Raw genomic sequence first — 15,996 nt, forward strand, 5'->3', positions numbered from 1 at the left:
TGCCCCTTTCGGGGCATCTCTCCCGCCAGCGGGAGAGAGTATTGGGAGCAAGCGGCGACAACCGAGACAATTCCGATGCATCGAACCGGGAGCCGGCAGTCGTGCTGGCCGGCGATGTGTTCTACGACCCCGACACCGCCGATCAAACGCTCGCCGCGCTCAGAACGCTCGCGGAAACGGGCGCGGACATCCTGATCGGCGATCCCTTCCGGGCCCATCTGCCGCAACAGCACCTCGCGCTCATCGCGCGCTACGCCGTCGCCGATTTCGCCTCGGGCGGAAAACCGGTGACGGCAGGTGTCTTCAGGCCGCTGCGAGCTTCGACAGCTTGCTCATGATCACCGCCGCCTGGCCGAGGCGCTTGTCGGGGGTCGGCAAGTCGCGGTTGAAATAGATGCTGTGATCGGCGCGGATTTTTGCCGAAACGCTGTTTTCGCCGATGAACTGCACGAGGCCCGCCGGGTTCGGGAATTCGCGGTTGCGGAACTGCACCACGATCCCCTTCGGCCCGGCATCGAGCTTCTCGACATTTGCGATCCGGCACAACGACTTGATGAACACGATCTTCAGGAGTGACTGCACCTCTTCCGGCATCGGCCCGAAGCGATCGATCAGCTCCGCGCCGAAGCCGTCGATATCGGTCGCGTCGGTCAGTTCGCCAAGCCTGCGGTAAAGCCCCATGCGCAGATTGAGATCGGGCACATAGCTTTCCGGGATCATCACCGATGTGCCGAGCGCGATCTGCGGCGACCAGTCGGAGCCGCCGGCATCCTCGTCGCCCTTGGCCTCAGCCACCGCCTCTTCCAGCATCTGCTGGTAGAGCTCGAAGCCGACTTCCTTGATATGGCCGGACTGCTCCTCGCCAAGCAGGTTCCCTGCTCCGCGAATATCAAGGTCGTGACTGGCAAGCTGGAAACCAGCGCCGAGCGTATCGAGCGATTGCAGCACCTTCAACCGGCGATCGGCGGTATCGGTCAGCCGCTTGTTGACCGGCAGCGTGAACACCGCGAAGGCCCGCGTTTTCGAGCGCCCGACGCGCCCGCGCAACTGGTAGAGCTGGGCGAGCCCGAACATGTCGGCGCGGTGGACAATCAGCGTGTTCGCGGTCGGCACGTCGAGGCCGGATTCCACGATCGTTGTCGACAGCAGGACGTCATACTTGCCGTCGTAAAAGGCGTTCATGATGTCTTCGAGCTGGCCGGCCGCCATCTGGCCGTGAGCAACGGCCACCTTCAGCTCCGGCACTTCCGCCTGCAGGAAGGCCTGAACCTCCTCCAGATCGGAAAGGCGCGGACAGACATAGAAGCTCTGGCCGCCGCGGAAATGCTCGCGCATCAGCGTCTCGCGGATCACCAGCGGATCGAACGGCGAGATGAAGGTGCGCACCGCCATCCGATCGACCGGCGGCGTGGTGATCAGCGACAATTCGCGCACGCCGGTCATGGCAAGCTGCAGCGTGCGCGGGATCGGCGTCGCCGACAGCGTCAACACATGCACGTCGCTCTTCAGCTCCTTAAGCCGTTCCTTGTGCTTCACGCCGAAATGCTGCTCCTCGTCGATGATCAACAGGCCGAGATTGGCGAACTTGATCGAGGCGCCGAGAAGCGCATGGGTGCCGATCACGACATCGAGCTTGCCCTCGGCAAGATCCTTCTTGGTCTGCGCCAGTTCCTTGGCGGGCACCAGGCGCGATGCCTGCGCGACCTTGATCGGCAGACCGCGGAACCGCTCGGCGAAGGTCTTGTAGTGCTGGCGCGCCAGAAGCGTGGTCGGCACAACGACGGCGACCTGAACCCCGTTCATGGCCGCAAGGAAGGCCGCGCGCAACGCCACTTCGGTCTTGCCGAAACCGACATCGCCACAGATCAGCCGGTCCATCGGCCGGCCAAGGCCGAGATCGCCGCGCACCGATTCGATGGCGTTGAACTGGTCCTCGGTTTCCTCGTAGGGGAAGCGGGCGGCGAATTCGTCGTAAAGCCCCTCCTCCGTCGCCAGCACCGGCGCGAAACGCGTGGCGCGCTTGGCGGCAATCGCGATCAGTTCGTCGGCCATGTCGAGCAGGCGCTTCTTCAGCCGCGCCTTCTTGGCCTGCCACGCCCCGCCGCCCAACCGGTCGAGCGTCGCCTCGGCTGCGTCCGAGCCATAGCGCGACAGAAGTTCGATGTTTTCGACGGGGAGGAACAGCTTGGCGTCGTCGGCATATTGCAGTTCCAGGCAATCGCGCGGTGCGCCTGCCGCTTCGATCGTCCTCAGCCCGATGAAGCGGCCGATGCCGTGCTCGGCGTGAACCACCAGCGAGCCTTCGTCGAGGCCCGAAACCTCCGCAATGAAATCGCTCGCCTTGCGGCGGCGGCGGTTCTTGCGGATCAGACGATCGCCGAGAATATCCTGCTCGCCGATGACAAAAAGGTTGCCTGTCTCGAACCCGCCTTCCAGGCTCATCACCGCACTGGCGGCTTCGCCCCGCCCAAGCTTTTCAACCTCGGCCAGAGCGCCGATCGGCTTGATCTTCTCAAGCCCGTGCTCCTTCAGCACCTGCAGCAGCCGGTCGAGCGAACCCTCCGACCATCCCGTGATCAGCACCTTGCCGCCGCCGGCGCGCTTGTCTGCGATATGGCGCACCGCCTGTTCGAACACGTTGACGCGGGCGTCGTCATTGCGTGCCTTGGCCTCGGTGGCCCAGCGCGGGCCGGCATGGGCCTCGATCGCGATCACCGGCTTGCCGACGCTGGAGGCCTCGTTGAACGGCGAAAGCCGGATAGAGCCGATGGCATCAAGCCCCGCCGAGAATGCCTTGTCGTCGAGATAGAGCGTATCCGGCGGCACGGGCTTGTAGGGCGCGCCGCCGCGCCCCTCGCCCATATTGGCGCGCCGGGCCTGGTAATAATCCTCGATCAGCGCCGCGCGCTCCGCGGCGGCCTCGCGGGCGGTGTGATCGACGACGACGCTGAACCCGTCGAGATAGTCGAACATGGTTTCCAGCCGCTCGTAAAACAGCGGCATCCAGTGTTCCATGCCGGCATAGCGTCGGCCTTCGGAGACCGCCTGATAGAGCGCGTCGTCGCGAGTGGCAGCGCCGAACATCGACAGGTAATTCCTGCGGAACCGCGCGATATTGTCATAGCCGAGCGTCACCTCGCTCATGGCGTTGAGTTCCAGCGACTTGACCGTGCCGGTGGTGCGCTGGCTCGCCGCATCGAAGGCGCGGATGGTTTCCAGCGTATCGCCGAAGAAATCAAGGCGGACCCCGTTATCCGCGCCGGGCACGAACACGTCGAGAATGCCGCCGCGCACCGCATATTCGCCCACGGCGCGGACGGTGGGCACGCGCTCGAAACCGGCATCGGCGAGACGATGGACGATCGCGTCCATGTCGATCACCTGCCCGGCGCGGGCGGAAAAGCCGAGCGAGGCCACGATCTCGCGCGGGGGCAGCTTCTGCAGCATCGCGTTGACGGTGACGAGGATGATCGCCGGATGCGGTTTCTTGGCATGGGCGACAAGGCCGGCAAGCGCAGACAACCTGCGCGCCTCGGTATCGGCGCCGGGCGAAACCCGGTCATAGGGCAGGCAATCCCAGGCCGGCAGCGTGAGAACCGGAATGTCCGGAGCAACGAAGCCGAGCATCTGCTCGAAATCGGCAATCCGCTGGCCGTCTGACAAGACATAGGCGACCGATTGCCCGGCGCGCGCCATTTCGGCCAGCACCAGCGGCTCCGTACCCGGCACGGCATTGGCAATGGTCACCGCGCCGGTGAGGCTTTCGAGTTTCTTCGGGTTGAATCCGGAAATCATGGTCGGGCTGCGCCTCAGGCGTTCTTTTCCACCGGATCGAAATCCGGCCGGTAGGCGGCAATCTGTTCGAAAAGCGGCATGCGCAGATGCTCCGGCACGGGCGAAGCACCATTGATCCAGGCGATCAGGTCGTTATCCTCCTCGGCCATGATCGTCTCGAACTGGTCGAGCGCCGCATCGTCCATGTCGGCGATATTGTCCTCGGCATATTGGCCGAGGATCAGGTCCATCTCGCGAATGCCGCGGTGCCACGCGCGAAACAGCATGCGCCGCCGCCGCGGGTCAAGGTCGGCGCTGGTGCGCTTCAAACCGGTCATTTCGATACCTTCTCTGTTGATTGGCCTCTATAGCGGCTCGTTTCGCGCTTGTCAGCCTTGCCAAAGCCGCTCAGCCGGTACATTTCAAAAATATGCGACCCGCCCTGCTCGATCCCCTGTTCGCTCCGGCCTCCTCGCTTGCGGGGATCGGGCCCAAACTTGCCAAGCTGCTGGTGAAGCTGACCGGCAGCGAGGACGAGGCCCGCGTCATCGATCTCGTGTTTCATGCCCCGACCTCGGTGATCGACCGTCGGCTGAAGCCCGGCATCGCGCACCTGCCCGAGGGCGCGATCGTGACCGTGGAGGGCCGCGTCGACCGCCACCAGCCGGCCCCCTCGCGCTCTAACGCGCCCTATCGGGTCTACCTTCATGACGAGACCGGCGAGCTGACGCTGACCTTCTTTCACGCCAGGGCCGACTGGCTGGAAAAACAGTTGCCGGTCGGCGAGATGGTGGTGGTGAGCGGGCGCGCGGAATGGTTCAACGGTCGCCCGACAATGGTGCATCCCGATTATATCGTGCCGGCCGACAAGGCCGATACGCTGCCGGCGGTGGAACCGGTCTATCCGTTGACGGCGGGCCTTTCCGCCAAGATTCTGCGCCGGTCGATCGAGGCGGCGCTCGCGCGGGTTCCGGTCTTTCCCGAATGGATCGATCCCGCAATCGGTGCAAAACAGGGCTTTCCAACGACCGGCGAGGCGCTTGCCGCCCTCCACGCCCCGCGCGATGAAACAGATATCGAGCCGCAGGCGCCGGCGCGCCGCAGGCTTGCCTATGACGAGTTCCTCGCCGGCCAGCTTTCGCTGTCGCTGGTCAGAAGCCGGATGCGCAAGGCCAGGGGCCGGCCGGTGCGGGCAACGGGCGCGCTGTCGGACAAGGTGCGCGCCGCCCTGCCCTTCGCGCTGACCGCCGGACAGGAACAGGCAGTGACGGCGATCCTCGCCGACATGGCGCAGGAGACCCGGATGCTGCGCATGCTGCAGGGCGATGTCGGCTCCGGCAAGACCATTGTCGGCCTGCTTGCGATGCTGGCCGTGGTCGAGGATGGCGGTCAGGCGGTGCTGATGGCGCCGACCGAAATTCTGGCGCGCCAGCATTATGAGGGCATCGCTGCCCTTGCCGAAAAGGCCGGCGTGACCGTCAGCCTTTTGACCGGCAAGACCAAGGCGCGCGAGCGCAAGGAGATCGAGGCCCGGATCGCCAGTGGCGAGGCAAGGATCGTGATCGGCACCCACGCATTGTTTCAGGACAATGTCGCCTATCACGATCTCCGGCTCGCCATTGTCGACGAGCAGCACCGTTTCGGCGTCCATCAGCGCCTGCGGCTGACGGCCAAGGGCATGGCGCCGCATCTTCTGGTGATGTCGGCAACGCCGATACCGCGCACGCTGGTGCTCGCCGCCTTCGGCGACATGGACGTCTCCAACCTCACCGAGAAACCGGCCGGGCGAAAGCCGATCCAGACCGTCACGATCCCTCTGGAGCGGATCGGCGATGTCGTCGGCAGGTTGCGCGATGCGCTCGCCCAAGGAAAAAAATCCTACTGGATCTGCCCGCTGGTCGAGGAATCGGAGGCCGTGGAGCTGATGTCGGCCGAGGAGCGCTACGAAACGCTGGCAAAGGCGCTCGGGCCGGAAAAGGTCGGCCTGATTCATGGCCGGATGTCATCCGCCGACAAGGATGCGGCGATGGAGGCGTTCCGCTCGGGCGAGGCCCGCCTGCTGGTCGCCACCACGGTGGTGGAAGTGGGCGTCGACGTGCCGGATGCCTCGATCATTGTAATCGAACATGCCGAGCGCTTCGGCCTCGCCCAGCTTCACCAGTTGCGCGGGCGCGTCGGGCGCGGCGACGAGGCCTCCTCCTGCATCCTGCTCTACAAGGGGCCGCTATCGGAAATGGGCCACGCCCGGCTTTCGGTGCTGCGCGAAAGCAATGACGGCTTCCGCATCGCCGAGGAGGATCTGAAGCTGCGCGGCGAAGGCGAACTGCTCGGCACCCGCCAGTCCGGCATTCCCGGATTCCGCTTCGCAAGCCTCGAGGCCCACAGCGACATCCTTGCCACCGCCCGCAAGGATGCCGGCTATATCGTCAGTAAGGACCCGGAATTGCAGAGCGAACGCGGCACGGCGCTCAGAACCCTGCTCTACCTGTTCCGCCGCGACGAGGCGATCCGGTATCTCAATGCGGGGTAGCGCGGCCGACGGCTCGTTTGCCTGCGACCCCACAGCCTCTCCGACGGCACTCTCTCCTATCAGGTGTCACCCTCGGACTTGATCCGAGGGTCCAGGCGGTGTTCTCCGTGTTGCCTGGATGCTCGTGTCAAGCACGAGCATGACCCATGAGAGGGTGGCGGTTCAGCAAAATACAGCGCCCGCCACAACGGCTTCTCGGGGAGCGTCACACAGCGCCGGACGAACGGGGCCGGACACCCTACTCCGCCGCATCCCGCCGTTCGCCGGCATCCGCCGGAGCATCGGGGTCGCCGCCTTCGGTCTTGGCGTCGAGATCGGGAAAGGCGACGACGCGTTTGCCGCCGGGCTCGGTGTGGAGCACGATGAGGCCCTGTTCCTCGAACCAGTCGAGGAAGCGCCGGGCGCGGCGGGCGGAATGGGTACCGTAGGCGCGCGCGATCGTGGCGTCGGAGGGGCACGGCTCACCGGAAAGCGCTGCCTTGGCCAGCATCAGGAACACGCCCTGCAGATCATCGGTGACATGCGGCGTCAGCGACAGCGCCATCTGCCACCCCTCGCTCTCGGCCATTGCGTCGTCGACGCCGGAACGGGCGACCGCAAGCCGACGGCGGAAATCGGACATGGAGAGCGGCGCGCCGGAAATCCGCTTCATGCGACCGCGCATCAAAAAGTCCTGGTAAAGCTCTGAATCCGAACGAAAAGCCGATTCCTTTCCGTCCGCGATCTCGGCCAGCGTCATCGTGATCCAGTCTTCCCGTTCCTCGTCGCTCATCGCGTTTGCGCGCGGGCCGCGCGTCGTCTCCGGCGCGGCATCGGCGGATTGGGAAAGCTGGTCGATGATATCGACGGTCGGGCGTGGTCGCGGCGTCACCCGGCGCGGGGCGGTGGCCTGGCGGGCGAGGTCTTCCGGATCGGGAGTGAAGATCAGATCGTCGACATCCTCCGGCTTTTCGGGCAGCGGCATCAGCTTGGGGCTGGAGGAACGCGCCGAGGTTTCCACCGGGCCGATGACCACCTTGAGCGGCCGGCGCGACATCGCAGGGCCGAGCGCAACGAAATTGCCGCGCTTCAGGTCGCGGAACTGTTCGGCCTGGCGGCGGTCCATGCCCAGAAGATCGGCCGCGCGCGCCATGTCGATATCGAGAAAGGTCCGGCCCATCAGGAAGTTGGAGGCCTCGGCGGCGACGTTCTTCGCCAGTTTGGCCAGCCGCTGCGTGGCGATCACGCCGGCAAGACCGCGCTTTCTGCCCCGGCACATCAGGTTGGTCATGGCGCCGAGCGATTGGCGGCGTACCTCTTCGGCCACCTCGCCGCCGCCGGACGGGGCAAACATCTGCGCCTCGTCAACCACGGTCAGCACCGGATACCAGTGGTCGCGATCGGCATCGAACAGCGCGTTGAGGAAGGTGGCGGCGGTGCGCATCTGGTCCTCGATCTCGAGGCCTTCCAGCGTCAGCACGCAGGAAACGCGATGCTGGCGGATGCGGTTGGCGATGCCGATCAGCTCGCCCTCGGAGCGCTCGCCATCGACCACGACATGGCCGAAGGCATCCGAAAGCGTGACGAAATCGCCCTCGGGATCGATTACCACCTGCTGCACCCATTTGGCGGATTGCTCCAGCAGGCGGCGCAGGAGATGCGACTTGCCGGAGCCGGAATTGCCCTGCACCAGAAGCCGGGTCGCCAGCAGCTCCTCGATATCGAGACTGGCCACGTCACCGGTCGATGTCGTTCCCATATCGATGTCGACTTGCACTTCGCCTTCACCTTCGTTTCGGATGGATTTGTCGCGGACGCGCCGCAGGTTAGCGGGTCGCATAGCCTGCTATAGCAGGTCGGTGCCGGCGCGGTCGTGCGGCGGCGGGCGTTACCCACAGCTTTCCGCCTCACGCGACGATGCGCAGCACCGCCGGGTCGATCGCGAAGGTGGCGGCAAAGCCCGCCTGCCCTTCCCGCGTCAGGGTCAGCGCCCGGCCCTCTTTCGCCGGCCGCAGCCAGTGGCGCTCGCGGCAGCGCGCGAGCATGGCCGCCCCCAGCCAGCCGCCGATATGATGGCGGCGCTCGCTCCAGTCGAGGCAGGTGCGGCAGAGTGCCCGCCGACTTTTGCCGGCCTCTTCCAGCGATATGCCGAAATCGCAGAAAAACGCCCGGCCCTTGTCGGTCACCAGCCCCGCGGCCCCGTCGAATTCCAGATATCCCGCGCGCACCAGCGAATCGGTGATGCCGACCGCTATGGCGCCGGCCATGTGGTCGTAGCAGGTGCGCGCCACCCGCATTGCCTCGTCCTTCGGGCCGGTGGGGCGATAGCGCGTGGGACCAGCCGCCGAAAGCAGGCTCAGATGCTCCAGCGTCTCGGCGACATCGGCGGAAGCGAGGCGGAAATAGCGATGCCGCCCCTGTTTTTCGACCGCCACCAGCGCGCCATCTACAAGACGGGCCAGATGGCCGCTCGCGGTCTGCGGCGTAACGCCGGCGACGCCGGCAAGCTCGCCGGCGGTCAGCGCCTTGCCGCCAAGCAGCGCGGACAGAATGTTCGCCCGCGCGACATCGCCGATCAGGGCGGCGACGGAGGCGAGCGTGTTTGCGGAAACCGTATTTGTCATGGGCCCAAACTAGCACCGGGGACACGCGTCGTCATCGCCGATCGTTTCGGTCACGACCGAAGCAAAGGGCGAGACGGCGGCATAAACCTTCCCGAAAACGAGAGGATACCCCCATGACCGACTCCGCCCCGGCCCGGAGCCTTGCCCGCTTCAGCGCCATCCGCCGCGCCGCCGGGCTTATGCTCCACACTCTGTTCGTCCGCTGGCCGCAGCGGCGGCGTCAACGGATGGATCTGCTGGAACTTTCGGACGACCAGCTGAGAGATATCGGCGTCACGCCGGCGGAGGCGCGTGCAGAGGCCGGCCGGCCATTCTGGGACTGAGCGGCCGTGACGCGCTCAGTCTTTCGGTGGCTCGCGCTCGTGTTTTCCGGCCAGGAAGGCCGCAAAGGCCCTCAACGTCTCTTCGGAGACGTGGTGTTCTATGCCCTCGGCGTCGAGTTCGGCCGCTTCCGCCGGCACGCCGATGGCCAGCAGCAGATCGTGCACGATCCGGTGGCGTTGCCGCGCCTTTTCCGCCATCGCTTCGCCCGCCGGCGTCAGGAACACGCCGCGATAGGGCCGCGAGGTTGCGAGCCCCTCGCGTTTCAGCCGCGCCACCGCCTTGGTGGCCGTTGGGTGGGCGACCCCCATGGAACGGGCGATATCGGCGATCCGCGCCTCGCCGTGCTCGGCCATCAGGTCGCCGATCAGCTCTGTGTAATCCTCCAGAAGCGCGCTTGCGCGCTCGGACCGCGCCTTTGAAAACCGGTCGGCGGCGTCGCAATCGGATGGTTTTTGATCGTCGCTCACCGGACGCTCCCTGAAATGCAGGATCAATCTGTAGCCGAGGGTAAATTATCGTCTGTACCTTGTATCCGGTGGTCGACGACAAGGCAAATCGCCATTTGCGGGCCCCGATCTCGCCATGATAACGACGATTGACAAAAATGTAGCCTAGGCTATATTTTTAATAATTCCAGACTATCCAACATGCCTCGCCCCATGACCGACCTGAAGACCAAGCGCCGCTCGCTCACGGACAAGACCAATACGGCAATCGAACAGGCCCTCGCCTCCGGGCGGGTGCGGCCGAAATCGGCATTGCTGTTTGTCGGTCCGGCGGTGATCGCCGCAATCGCCTATGTCGACCCCGGCAATTACGCCACCAATATCCAGGCGGGCGCCGGTTATGGCTACACGCTCCTCTGGGTGGTGCTGTTCGCCAATCTGGTCGCCATGCTGTTTCAGGCGCTGTCGGCCAAGCTCGGCATCGTGACCGGGCGCAATCTGGCGGAAGTCTGCCGCGATGAATTTTCCAAACCGGTCGTGATCCTGCTCTGGATCGTCAGCGAGATCGCGGCGATGGCGACCGACCTTGCCGAATTTCTCGGCGGCGCGATCGGGCTCGCGCTGCTGTTCAACATGCCGCTGATGGCGGGGATGGGCGTCACCGCGATCGTCACCTACGGCATTCTGCTGTTCGAGCGGCGCGGCTTCCGGCCGATGGAGCTGATCATCGGCGCGATGATCAGCGTGATCGGGCTTTGCTACATCATCGAGCTTTTCATCGCGCCCGTGGCCTGGGGCGAGGCCGCGTCGGGTATCATTCGTCCCGCCATTCCCGATGCCACGGCGCTGGCGATTGCCGTCGGCATTATCGGGGCCACCGTCATGCCGCACGCGGTTTACCTCCATTCCGGCCTCACCCAGCACCGGGTCGCCGTCAAGAACGAGACCGAACGTCGCCGCGTGCTGCGGTTTTCCAATATCGAGGTGGTGGCGGCGCTCGCGGTGGCGGGCGTGGTCAACATGGCGATGGTGATGATGGCCGCGGGCGCATTTCATAAAGGCCACAGCGAGGTCGCCGAAATCGAGACCGCCTACCATATGCTCACGCCGCTGCTCGGCGGCGCTGCGGCAGCCGTCTTCCTGATCTCGCTGATCGCATCGGGCATTTCCAGCTCCGTCGTCGGCACCATGGCCGGGCAGATGATCATGCAGGGTTTCGTCGGCTTCCGGATCCCGATCTGGCTGCGGCGGCTGATCACCATGCTGCCGGCCTTTGTGGTCGTCGCCCTTGGCGTGAACGCCACCCAGGCGCTGGTCGTCAGCCAGATCATTCTCTCGATCGCGCTGCCGGTGCCGATGATTTCGCTGGTGATCTTCACCCGCAACCGCAAGATCATGGGCGAATACGCCAATGGCCGGCTGATCGGCGCGCTTGCCATCCTCGCCGCGATCGCCGTGCTTAGCCTCAACTTCGTCCTGCTCGCCCAGACCTTCGGCGTACCGATTCCGGGGCTGGCGGCCGGGTGAAGCGCACCGGGCTAAAGCCCGTTGACCCACATCTTCAGCCTTGCCCCTTCGCGGGCCAGGAGCTCGGGGTTGCGGGCATTCTGCGCCAGCAGCGATGCGCCCTGGAGCGATGACTGCAGTTGCAGCGCCAGCGCCTCGGCGTCATCGCCATGGCCCATTTCGGCAAACTGCTCCGCCATCCATTCCATTGGCGCTGCAAGCAGCGGAAAGGCTTCCACCGCTGCCTTGTCGCTGGCCTTCAGCAGTTCGGCGCTCAGCGAACCCGTGGGGCAGCCTCTCAAGGCGATCTCGCCGGCGTTGCCGACGGTCTTGTTGATGAAACCGACGAGACGGGCCTTGGGCGACGGCAATTCGGCCAGTTCAGCCTTCAGCTTTTCAAACTGGCCCTTGTGGTGGTCGAGGATAGCGGTGGCAATGTCATCCTTCGTCTTGAAGTAATAATAGACATTGCCGAGCGGCACGCCGGATTCCTTCGCGATGTCGGCGATCGTCGTGCGGGTATAGCCCTGCCGGTATGCAAGGTCCACCGCCGCCTCCACCAGCCGCTCGCGTTTTCCCATATCCTTCTTGCTCATAAGTCTTTCCTGCTCATTTCTGCCTCATCCTGCGGCGTTGTTTCCGCTCTGAACCATATGGTCGCGCGTGTGGTCCACCAAGCCGGGTTGGCGTTACAGGCACCGATAACCCGCGCACTAAGTTAAGTAACTAACTTATTTAAGTTGGTCAACTCACTCATGGTCTACAGGGGCGACTCCCCCTGCTCGCTTGGATCCTCAGGCTCGACCCGAGGATCCAAGCGGCACGCAACGACGATGACGGGTATCGCAGAGACAACCGCTGCCGCCCTGATCGCCGCCATGCCCGAACTCGAGACGCTGGATCGAAAGAACGGGGTCGCGCTGGCCGGCCTGGCGTCGCACCCTGACGAGAGCGGCAACAAGATCGGCTACCGGAGAATGCGCGGCGGAAGACCCGTCACGCGTACCATCCTGTTCAGAGAGCAAATCATCCAGCAGAGTTGATAACTCATGGGAGATCGGCAGCTATAATCGCATAACAAATGAGGTATCGTTATACCGCGTCTTTAACCTGCTGTTTTTGTTGAAATAAATTGCGTATATACCACTCTTTCGCTCTTGACCAATGTCAGTCCTGGCTCTATACAACCGCCAGCATATCTGGCCAGTCCGCATATGCCATCAGGCTTGGGCTTCAACCCAAGCAAAGCAACAAGAAACGTCCACCCTTTGGGGCTGGATCAAAATCGAGAGCAACACAATGGTTACCTTCTCCCAGAAGCCCGCAGAGGTGGAAAAGAAGTGGATCGTGATCGATGCCGAAGGTCTCGTCCTCGGCCGTCTCGCCACCCTCGTCGCCATGCGCCTGCGCGGCAAGCATAAAGCCACTTTCACCCCGCATGTTGACGACGGCGACAATGTCATCGTCATCAATGCCGAAAAAGTCGCCATGACCGGCAAGAAGTACACCGACAAGATGTACTACTGGCACACCGGTTACCCCGGCGGCATCAAGGAACGCACTGCGCGCCAGATCATCGAGGGCCGTTTCCCGGAACGCGTCATCGAAAAGGCTGTCGAGCGCATGATTCCGCGCGGCCCCCTCGGCCGTCGCCAGATGAAGAACCTGCGCGTCTATGCAGGCACCAACCACCCCCATGAAGCCCAGCAGCCCGAAGTGCTCGACGTTGCCAAGCTCAACAAGAAGAATGTGAGGAGCGCATAATGGCCGATCTGTCCGATCTGAAGACGCTTGGCGACGCTGCGACCGCTGAAGCAACCCCCGCCGCTCCGGTTCACGAGCGCAAGGTCGACGACCTTGGCCGCGCCTATGCCACCGGCAAGCGCAAGGACGCCGTCGCCCGCGTATGGGTGAAAGCCGGCACTGGCAAGATCACCGTCAATGGCAAGGATTTCTCCGAATATTTCGGTCGTCCGGTGCTGCAGATGGTTCTCCAGCAGCCGATCGTCGCCGCTGCCCGTGATGGCCAGTTCGACATCGTCGCAACGGTAACCGGCGGCGGCCTTTCCGGCCAGGCCGGTGCTGTTCGCCACGGCATCTCCAAGGCGCTGACCTATTTCGAGCCGGAACTGCGTTCGGTTCTCAAGCGCGGCGGCTTCCTGACCCGCGACAGCCGCGTCGTCGAGCGCAAGAAGTACGGCCGCGCGAAAGCCCGCCGTTCGTTCCAATTCTCCAAACGCTAAGCGCTGGATTTTCGATACGCATTCGAAAGGGCCGCCACTGTGCGGCCCTTTTTCTGTTTGCCGGCAATGCCCAAGGCCGCCCCCCTCGCTCTTTTCTGCCGCGGCCAAGACAGCGTTCGACGAGATATGGTCACCCCGTCCTTGCGCAACCCTGTCGTGTGGACTTACACTGGTCCTGAAACCAACAGGATCGCGACGCATGAGAATCGTCGTATTCTTTTTCCTGCGCTGCTTCGGGTTCGGGCTCTTCGCGCTGCCGGCCTTATCGACACTTGTTCATATCCCGACCGAACTCCTGTTGTGGCTGACCGGCCTGAACTTCGCGGCTTCTGCTGGTCTTCTGGCGTCGGCCTGCAATGCCCGCTATTACGGCGATGTTGTTTACGTCCTGTATGACAGACACAAGACGCTTGCAGCCGGGAACGGGACGATCCACTGGCTCGAGCTGCCGGCGGATATCAGATCCTCATCAACCCCCTTCCGGTTCCTGTCCTCGCAAGTTCCGCATATCGAAGAGATGGCGCACGGGGACCGGATGAGAATGTATCGCACGCCGATTTTTGGCTATCTCTGGTGGGAACACGCACTGCCCTTTCCGATCGCCGCAGAACGAATGACGGCCTGAGCGGGCGTTTCTAGCCCCGGCAACACTTCTTTTTGTGGGCGCACCCCAAATTCCGACAAAACGCCCTATCGACCTTCTGCCCTGCGCGGATTATCTATAATTCCATGACCAAACCGGAACCCATCGCCGCCCGCATCAGCCGCGCCCTTGCCGAGCGCATCGTCTCCGGCGAGATCGCCGCCGGCGCGCCGCTCAGGCAGGATCATATCGCCGAGGAGTTCGGCGCGAGCCACGTGCCGGTGCGCGAGGCATTTCGCCGGCTTGAGGCGCAGGGCCTCGTGGAAAGCCAGCCGCGCCGGGGCGTGCGCGTGGCCGGCTTCAGCATGGAGGAGGTGCGCGAGATTGCCGAGATGCGCTCGGCGCTCGAAGTGCTGGCGCTGCGTAATGCTGCGCCTCATCTCACCAGCGCCATTCTCGATGAAGCCGAGGAGGCAACCCGCGCCGGCGATCAGGCCCGCGACGTCCATGCCTGGGAAGAGGCGAACCGCCGCTTCCACCGGCTGATCCTCGCTCCCTGCGGCATGCCGCGGCTGATGCGCAGCATCGATGATCTCCACATCGCCAGCGCGCGCTTCCTGTTTTCCGGCTGGCGCGCGGAATGGGACACGCCAACCGACCGCGACCATCGCGCCATCCTCTTGGCATTGCGCCGCGGCGATATAGAAGCCGCAACCCTTCTGCTTGGCCGCCATGTCCAGTGGATCGGACAGAAGCCCGCCAGGACGCAGGTCGACCGTTCCGCCGGCTGAAGCTGACGGCCCCAATCACCCTGTCAGAGCGCGGGTCCAGTGCTCCGAACCAACTCCCATTTTTGCCGCTTTCCACAACTGCCTCTCGATCAAGAGACGCGGGGCTTGCCTTGCGCGATATTGTGTGGATTCATTTAGAGATAGATTCCATAAATTATCTATAATTTTAAAGGAGCATCTCATGCGTTCATCCAACCCCGCCCTTCTGCCGGCTTTCAGCCCGCTCGCCCCGCAAGGCCGCAGCCTCGCCTGGAAGGCGGCGGCGGTGTTTCTGGGCAGCCTGTTCCTTGCGCTGTCTTCCTATATCGAAGTCCCGATGGTTCCGGTTCCGGTCACGATGCAGACTTTCGCGGTAACGCTGGTCGGCGCGCTTTACGGCTGGCGGCTCGGCGGGCTCACCATCGTCGCATGGCTGATGGAGGGCGCACTGGGCCTGCCGGTTCTGGCGGGCGGCGCTGCGGGCTTTGCCCATTTCATGGGGCCTACCGGGGGCTATCTGTTCGCCTTCCCGATCGCCGGAATGGTCGCGGGCTTTCTGGCCGAGCGCGGCTGGAACGGCCATCGCGTCATCCTCGCCTTCCTCGCCATGCTGGCCGGCAATGCGCTCTGCCTGCTGCTCGGCGCTGCCTGGCTTTCGCTGATGATCGGCGTCGGCGCCGCGTTCACGGCCGGCGTCCTGCCCTTCCTGCTTGGCGCCGTGCTGAAATCGGCGCTCGCCGCCGCTCTGCTGAAGGCCCTTGCCCGCGGCCCGAAGCGCGCCGGCTGATGACGGTAAGGCTGCGCCCGCACCATCTGCTTTGCATGCTCACCTATGCGGGCAAGGGCTACAGCCCTGGCTTCACAGCCAATATGACGGTGGTTGTAGGACGGATTGCGGGCGGCGAGCCGATCGAGATCATCGAGGGTGCGGACGATATCTGCGCCCCGCTGCTGTCAGAACCCGATCCGCATTGCCACCGCGAAAGCGTGACCGCGCGCGATCGCCTTGCCGCTGAAGCCCTGGGGCCGATCATGGCCGCCGGCGCGCCTGCTGCCGGCTCCGGTTTCACGCTGGATCGCAACCAGCTTGGCCAGTTGCGCCAGGCTTTCCGCCACGGCGGTTTTCGGGTGGCGTGCTCCGGTTGCCAGTGGCAGGAACTGTGCAGCGATATCGCTCGCGACGATTTCGAAGACGCGATTCTGTAGAAAATCGACGC

The 15,996-nt window shown here is 64.2% G+C and carries 16 protein-coding genes and 1 pseudogene; 11 read left to right on the plus strand and 6 right to left on the minus strand.

Annotated features, from left to right (window positions below; genetic code table 11):
* Positions 1 to 338 (plus strand): annotated as a pseudogene (locus tag V6766_RS15305) (hypothetical protein); the annotation flags it as partial.
* On the opposite strand, the gene mfd reads toward V6766_RS15305, so the two are convergent.
* Both mfd and V6766_RS15315 read right to left on the minus strand, forming a co-directional pair.
* Positions 304 to 3,795, minus strand: coding sequence for a transcription-repair coupling factor (gene mfd / locus V6766_RS15310; RefSeq protein ID WP_448467861.1), 3,492 nt, complete (start codon positions 3,793 to 3,795; stop codon positions 304 to 306). The pseudogene V6766_RS15305 and the gene mfd sit on opposite strands and share 35 nt — an antisense overlap.
* Positions 3,796 to 3,809: 14 nt before the next feature.
* Complete coding sequence (locus V6766_RS15315) at positions 3,810 to 4,112, minus strand: FAD assembly factor SdhE (RefSeq protein WP_448467863.1); 303 nt, start codon at positions 4,110 to 4,112, stop codon at positions 3,810 to 3,812.
* A 92-nt stretch (positions 4,113 to 4,204) separates the two neighbouring features.
* Between V6766_RS15315 and recG the strand changes: the two genes are divergently transcribed.
* Complete coding sequence (gene recG / locus V6766_RS15320; protein WP_448467865.1) at positions 4,205 to 6,304, plus strand: ATP-dependent DNA helicase RecG; 2,100 nt, start codon at positions 4,205 to 4,207, stop codon at positions 6,302 to 6,304.
* Between the two features lie 238 nt (positions 6,305 to 6,542).
* Here recG and V6766_RS15325 read toward each other — a convergent pair whose 3' ends face one another.
* Positions 6,543 to 8,060 (minus strand): helicase HerA domain-containing protein, encoded by a 1,518-nt coding sequence (locus tag V6766_RS15325; RefSeq protein ID WP_448467867.1) that lies wholly within the window; start codon positions 8,058 to 8,060, stop codon positions 6,543 to 6,545.
* A gap of 130 nt (positions 8,061 to 8,190) precedes the next feature.
* A complete protein-coding gene (locus V6766_RS15330; RefSeq protein ID WP_448467869.1) occupies positions 8,191 to 8,907 on the minus strand; it encodes an ArsR/SmtB family transcription factor in 717 nt (238 codons plus the stop codon).
* A gap of 113 nt (positions 8,908 to 9,020) precedes the next feature.
* On the opposite strand from V6766_RS15330, the gene V6766_RS15335 reads away from it, so the two are divergent.
* Entirely contained in the window at positions 9,021 to 9,230 is a 210-nt protein-coding gene (locus V6766_RS15335; protein WP_448467871.1) for a DUF1127 domain-containing protein, read from the plus strand.
* Positions 9,231 to 9,245: 15 nt separating this feature from the next.
* On the opposite strand, the gene mntR is transcribed toward V6766_RS15335, so the two are convergent.
* Positions 9,246 to 9,698, minus strand: a complete 453-nt coding sequence (mntR, locus tag V6766_RS15340; protein ID WP_448467873.1) for a manganese-binding transcriptional regulator MntR — start codon at positions 9,696 to 9,698, stop codon at positions 9,246 to 9,248.
* Positions 9,699 to 9,890: 192 nt separating this feature from the next.
* On the opposite strand from mntR, the gene V6766_RS15345 reads away from it, so the two are divergent.
* Positions 9,891 to 11,204 carry an Nramp family divalent metal transporter gene (locus V6766_RS15345; RefSeq protein WP_448467875.1) on the plus strand — a complete coding sequence of 438 codons (1,314 nt, stop codon included), beginning with the start codon at positions 9,891 to 9,893 and terminating at the stop codon, positions 11,202 to 11,204.
* Positions 11,205 to 11,215: 11 nt separating this feature from the next.
* Here V6766_RS15345 and V6766_RS15350 read toward each other — a convergent pair whose 3' ends face one another.
* Positions 11,216 to 11,779: a TetR/AcrR family transcriptional regulator gene (locus V6766_RS15350; protein WP_448467877.1), complete on the minus strand. Its 564-nt coding sequence runs from the start codon at positions 11,777 to 11,779 to the stop codon at positions 11,216 to 11,218.
* A 237-nt stretch (positions 11,780 to 12,016) separates the two neighbouring features.
* On the opposite strand from V6766_RS15350, the gene V6766_RS15355 reads away from it, so the two are divergent.
* From V6766_RS15355 to V6766_RS15385, 7 genes are all read left to right on the plus strand, one after another.
* Positions 12,017 to 12,226 carry a transposase gene (locus V6766_RS15355; protein ID WP_448467879.1) on the plus strand — a complete coding sequence of 70 codons (210 nt, stop codon included), beginning with the start codon at positions 12,017 to 12,019 and terminating at the stop codon, positions 12,224 to 12,226.
* A 256-nt stretch (positions 12,227 to 12,482) separates the two neighbouring features.
* The gene (gene rplM, locus V6766_RS15360; protein WP_174801068.1) at positions 12,483 to 12,947 is read left to right on the plus strand and encodes a 50S ribosomal protein L13; all 465 of its coding nucleotides are present in this window, start codon (positions 12,483 to 12,485) and stop codon (positions 12,945 to 12,947) included.
* Entirely contained in the window at positions 12,947 to 13,426 is a 480-nt protein-coding gene (gene rpsI / locus V6766_RS15365; RefSeq protein WP_448432794.1) for a 30S ribosomal protein S9, read from the plus strand. Before rplM ends, rpsI begins: the two co-directional genes overlap by 1 nt.
* 199 nt (positions 13,427 to 13,625) lie before the next feature.
* The gene (locus V6766_RS15370; RefSeq protein WP_448467881.1) at positions 13,626 to 14,051 is read left to right on the plus strand and encodes a hypothetical protein; all 426 of its coding nucleotides are present in this window, start codon (positions 13,626 to 13,628) and stop codon (positions 14,049 to 14,051) included.
* A 104-nt stretch (positions 14,052 to 14,155) separates the two neighbouring features.
* Positions 14,156 to 14,800, plus strand: coding sequence for a GntR family transcriptional regulator (locus V6766_RS15375; protein WP_448467883.1), 645 nt, complete (start codon positions 14,156 to 14,158; stop codon positions 14,798 to 14,800).
* 181 nt (positions 14,801 to 14,981) lie between these two features.
* The gene (locus V6766_RS15380) at positions 14,982 to 15,566 is read left to right on the plus strand and encodes a biotin transporter BioY (RefSeq protein WP_448467885.1); all 585 of its coding nucleotides are present in this window, start codon (positions 14,982 to 14,984) and stop codon (positions 15,564 to 15,566) included.
* Positions 15,566 to 15,985, plus strand: a complete 420-nt coding sequence (locus V6766_RS15385; RefSeq protein ID WP_448467887.1) for a DUF1284 domain-containing protein — start codon at positions 15,566 to 15,568, stop codon at positions 15,983 to 15,985. Before V6766_RS15380 ends, V6766_RS15385 begins: the two co-directional genes overlap by 1 nt.
* Positions 15,986 to 15,996: the final 11 nt, after the last annotated feature.

This window comes from Martelella sp. AMO21009 (assembly GCF_053484295.1).

What these genes read in the sequence shown, in the direction of transcription:
- rplM (WP_174801068.1), top strand. Translation starts at nt 12,483, where the DNA reads ATGGTTACCTTCTCCCAGAAGCCCGCAGAGGTGGAAAAGAAGTGGATC.
- V6766_RS15330 (WP_448467869.1), bottom strand. Translation starts at nt 8,907, where the DNA reads ATGACAAATACGGTTTCCGCAAACACGCTCGCCTCCGTCGCCGCCCTG.
- V6766_RS15335 (WP_448467871.1), top strand. Translation starts at nt 9,021, where the DNA reads ATGACCGACTCCGCCCCGGCCCGGAGCCTTGCCCGCTTCAGCGCCATC.
- V6766_RS15355 (WP_448467879.1), top strand. Translation starts at nt 12,017, where the DNA reads ATGACGGGTATCGCAGAGACAACCGCTGCCGCCCTGATCGCCGCCATG.
- rpsI (WP_448432794.1), top strand. Translation starts at nt 12,947, where the DNA reads ATGGCCGATCTGTCCGATCTGAAGACGCTTGGCGACGCTGCGACCGCT.
- V6766_RS15380 (WP_448467885.1), top strand. Translation starts at nt 14,982, where the DNA reads ATGCGTTCATCCAACCCCGCCCTTCTGCCGGCTTTCAGCCCGCTCGCC.
- V6766_RS15345 (WP_448467875.1), top strand. Translation starts at nt 9,891, where the DNA reads ATGACCGACCTGAAGACCAAGCGCCGCTCGCTCACGGACAAGACCAAT.
- V6766_RS15385 (WP_448467887.1), top strand. Translation starts at nt 15,566, where the DNA reads ATGACGGTAAGGCTGCGCCCGCACCATCTGCTTTGCATGCTCACCTAT.
- V6766_RS15350 (WP_448467877.1), bottom strand. Translation starts at nt 11,779, where the DNA reads ATGAGCAAGAAGGATATGGGAAAACGCGAGCGGCTGGTGGAGGCGGCG.
- V6766_RS15315 (WP_448467863.1), bottom strand. Translation starts at nt 4,112, where the DNA reads ATGACCGGTTTGAAGCGCACCAGCGCCGACCTTGACCCGCGGCGGCGG.
- recG (WP_448467865.1), top strand. Translation starts at nt 4,205, where the DNA reads ATGCGACCCGCCCTGCTCGATCCCCTGTTCGCTCCGGCCTCCTCGCTT.
- mfd (WP_448467861.1), bottom strand. Translation starts at nt 3,795, where the DNA reads ATGATTTCCGGATTCAACCCGAAGAAACTCGAAAGCCTCACCGGCGCG.
- V6766_RS15375 (WP_448467883.1), top strand. Translation starts at nt 14,156, where the DNA reads ATGACCAAACCGGAACCCATCGCCGCCCGCATCAGCCGCGCCCTTGCC.
- V6766_RS15370 (WP_448467881.1), top strand. Translation starts at nt 13,626, where the DNA reads ATGAGAATCGTCGTATTCTTTTTCCTGCGCTGCTTCGGGTTCGGGCTC.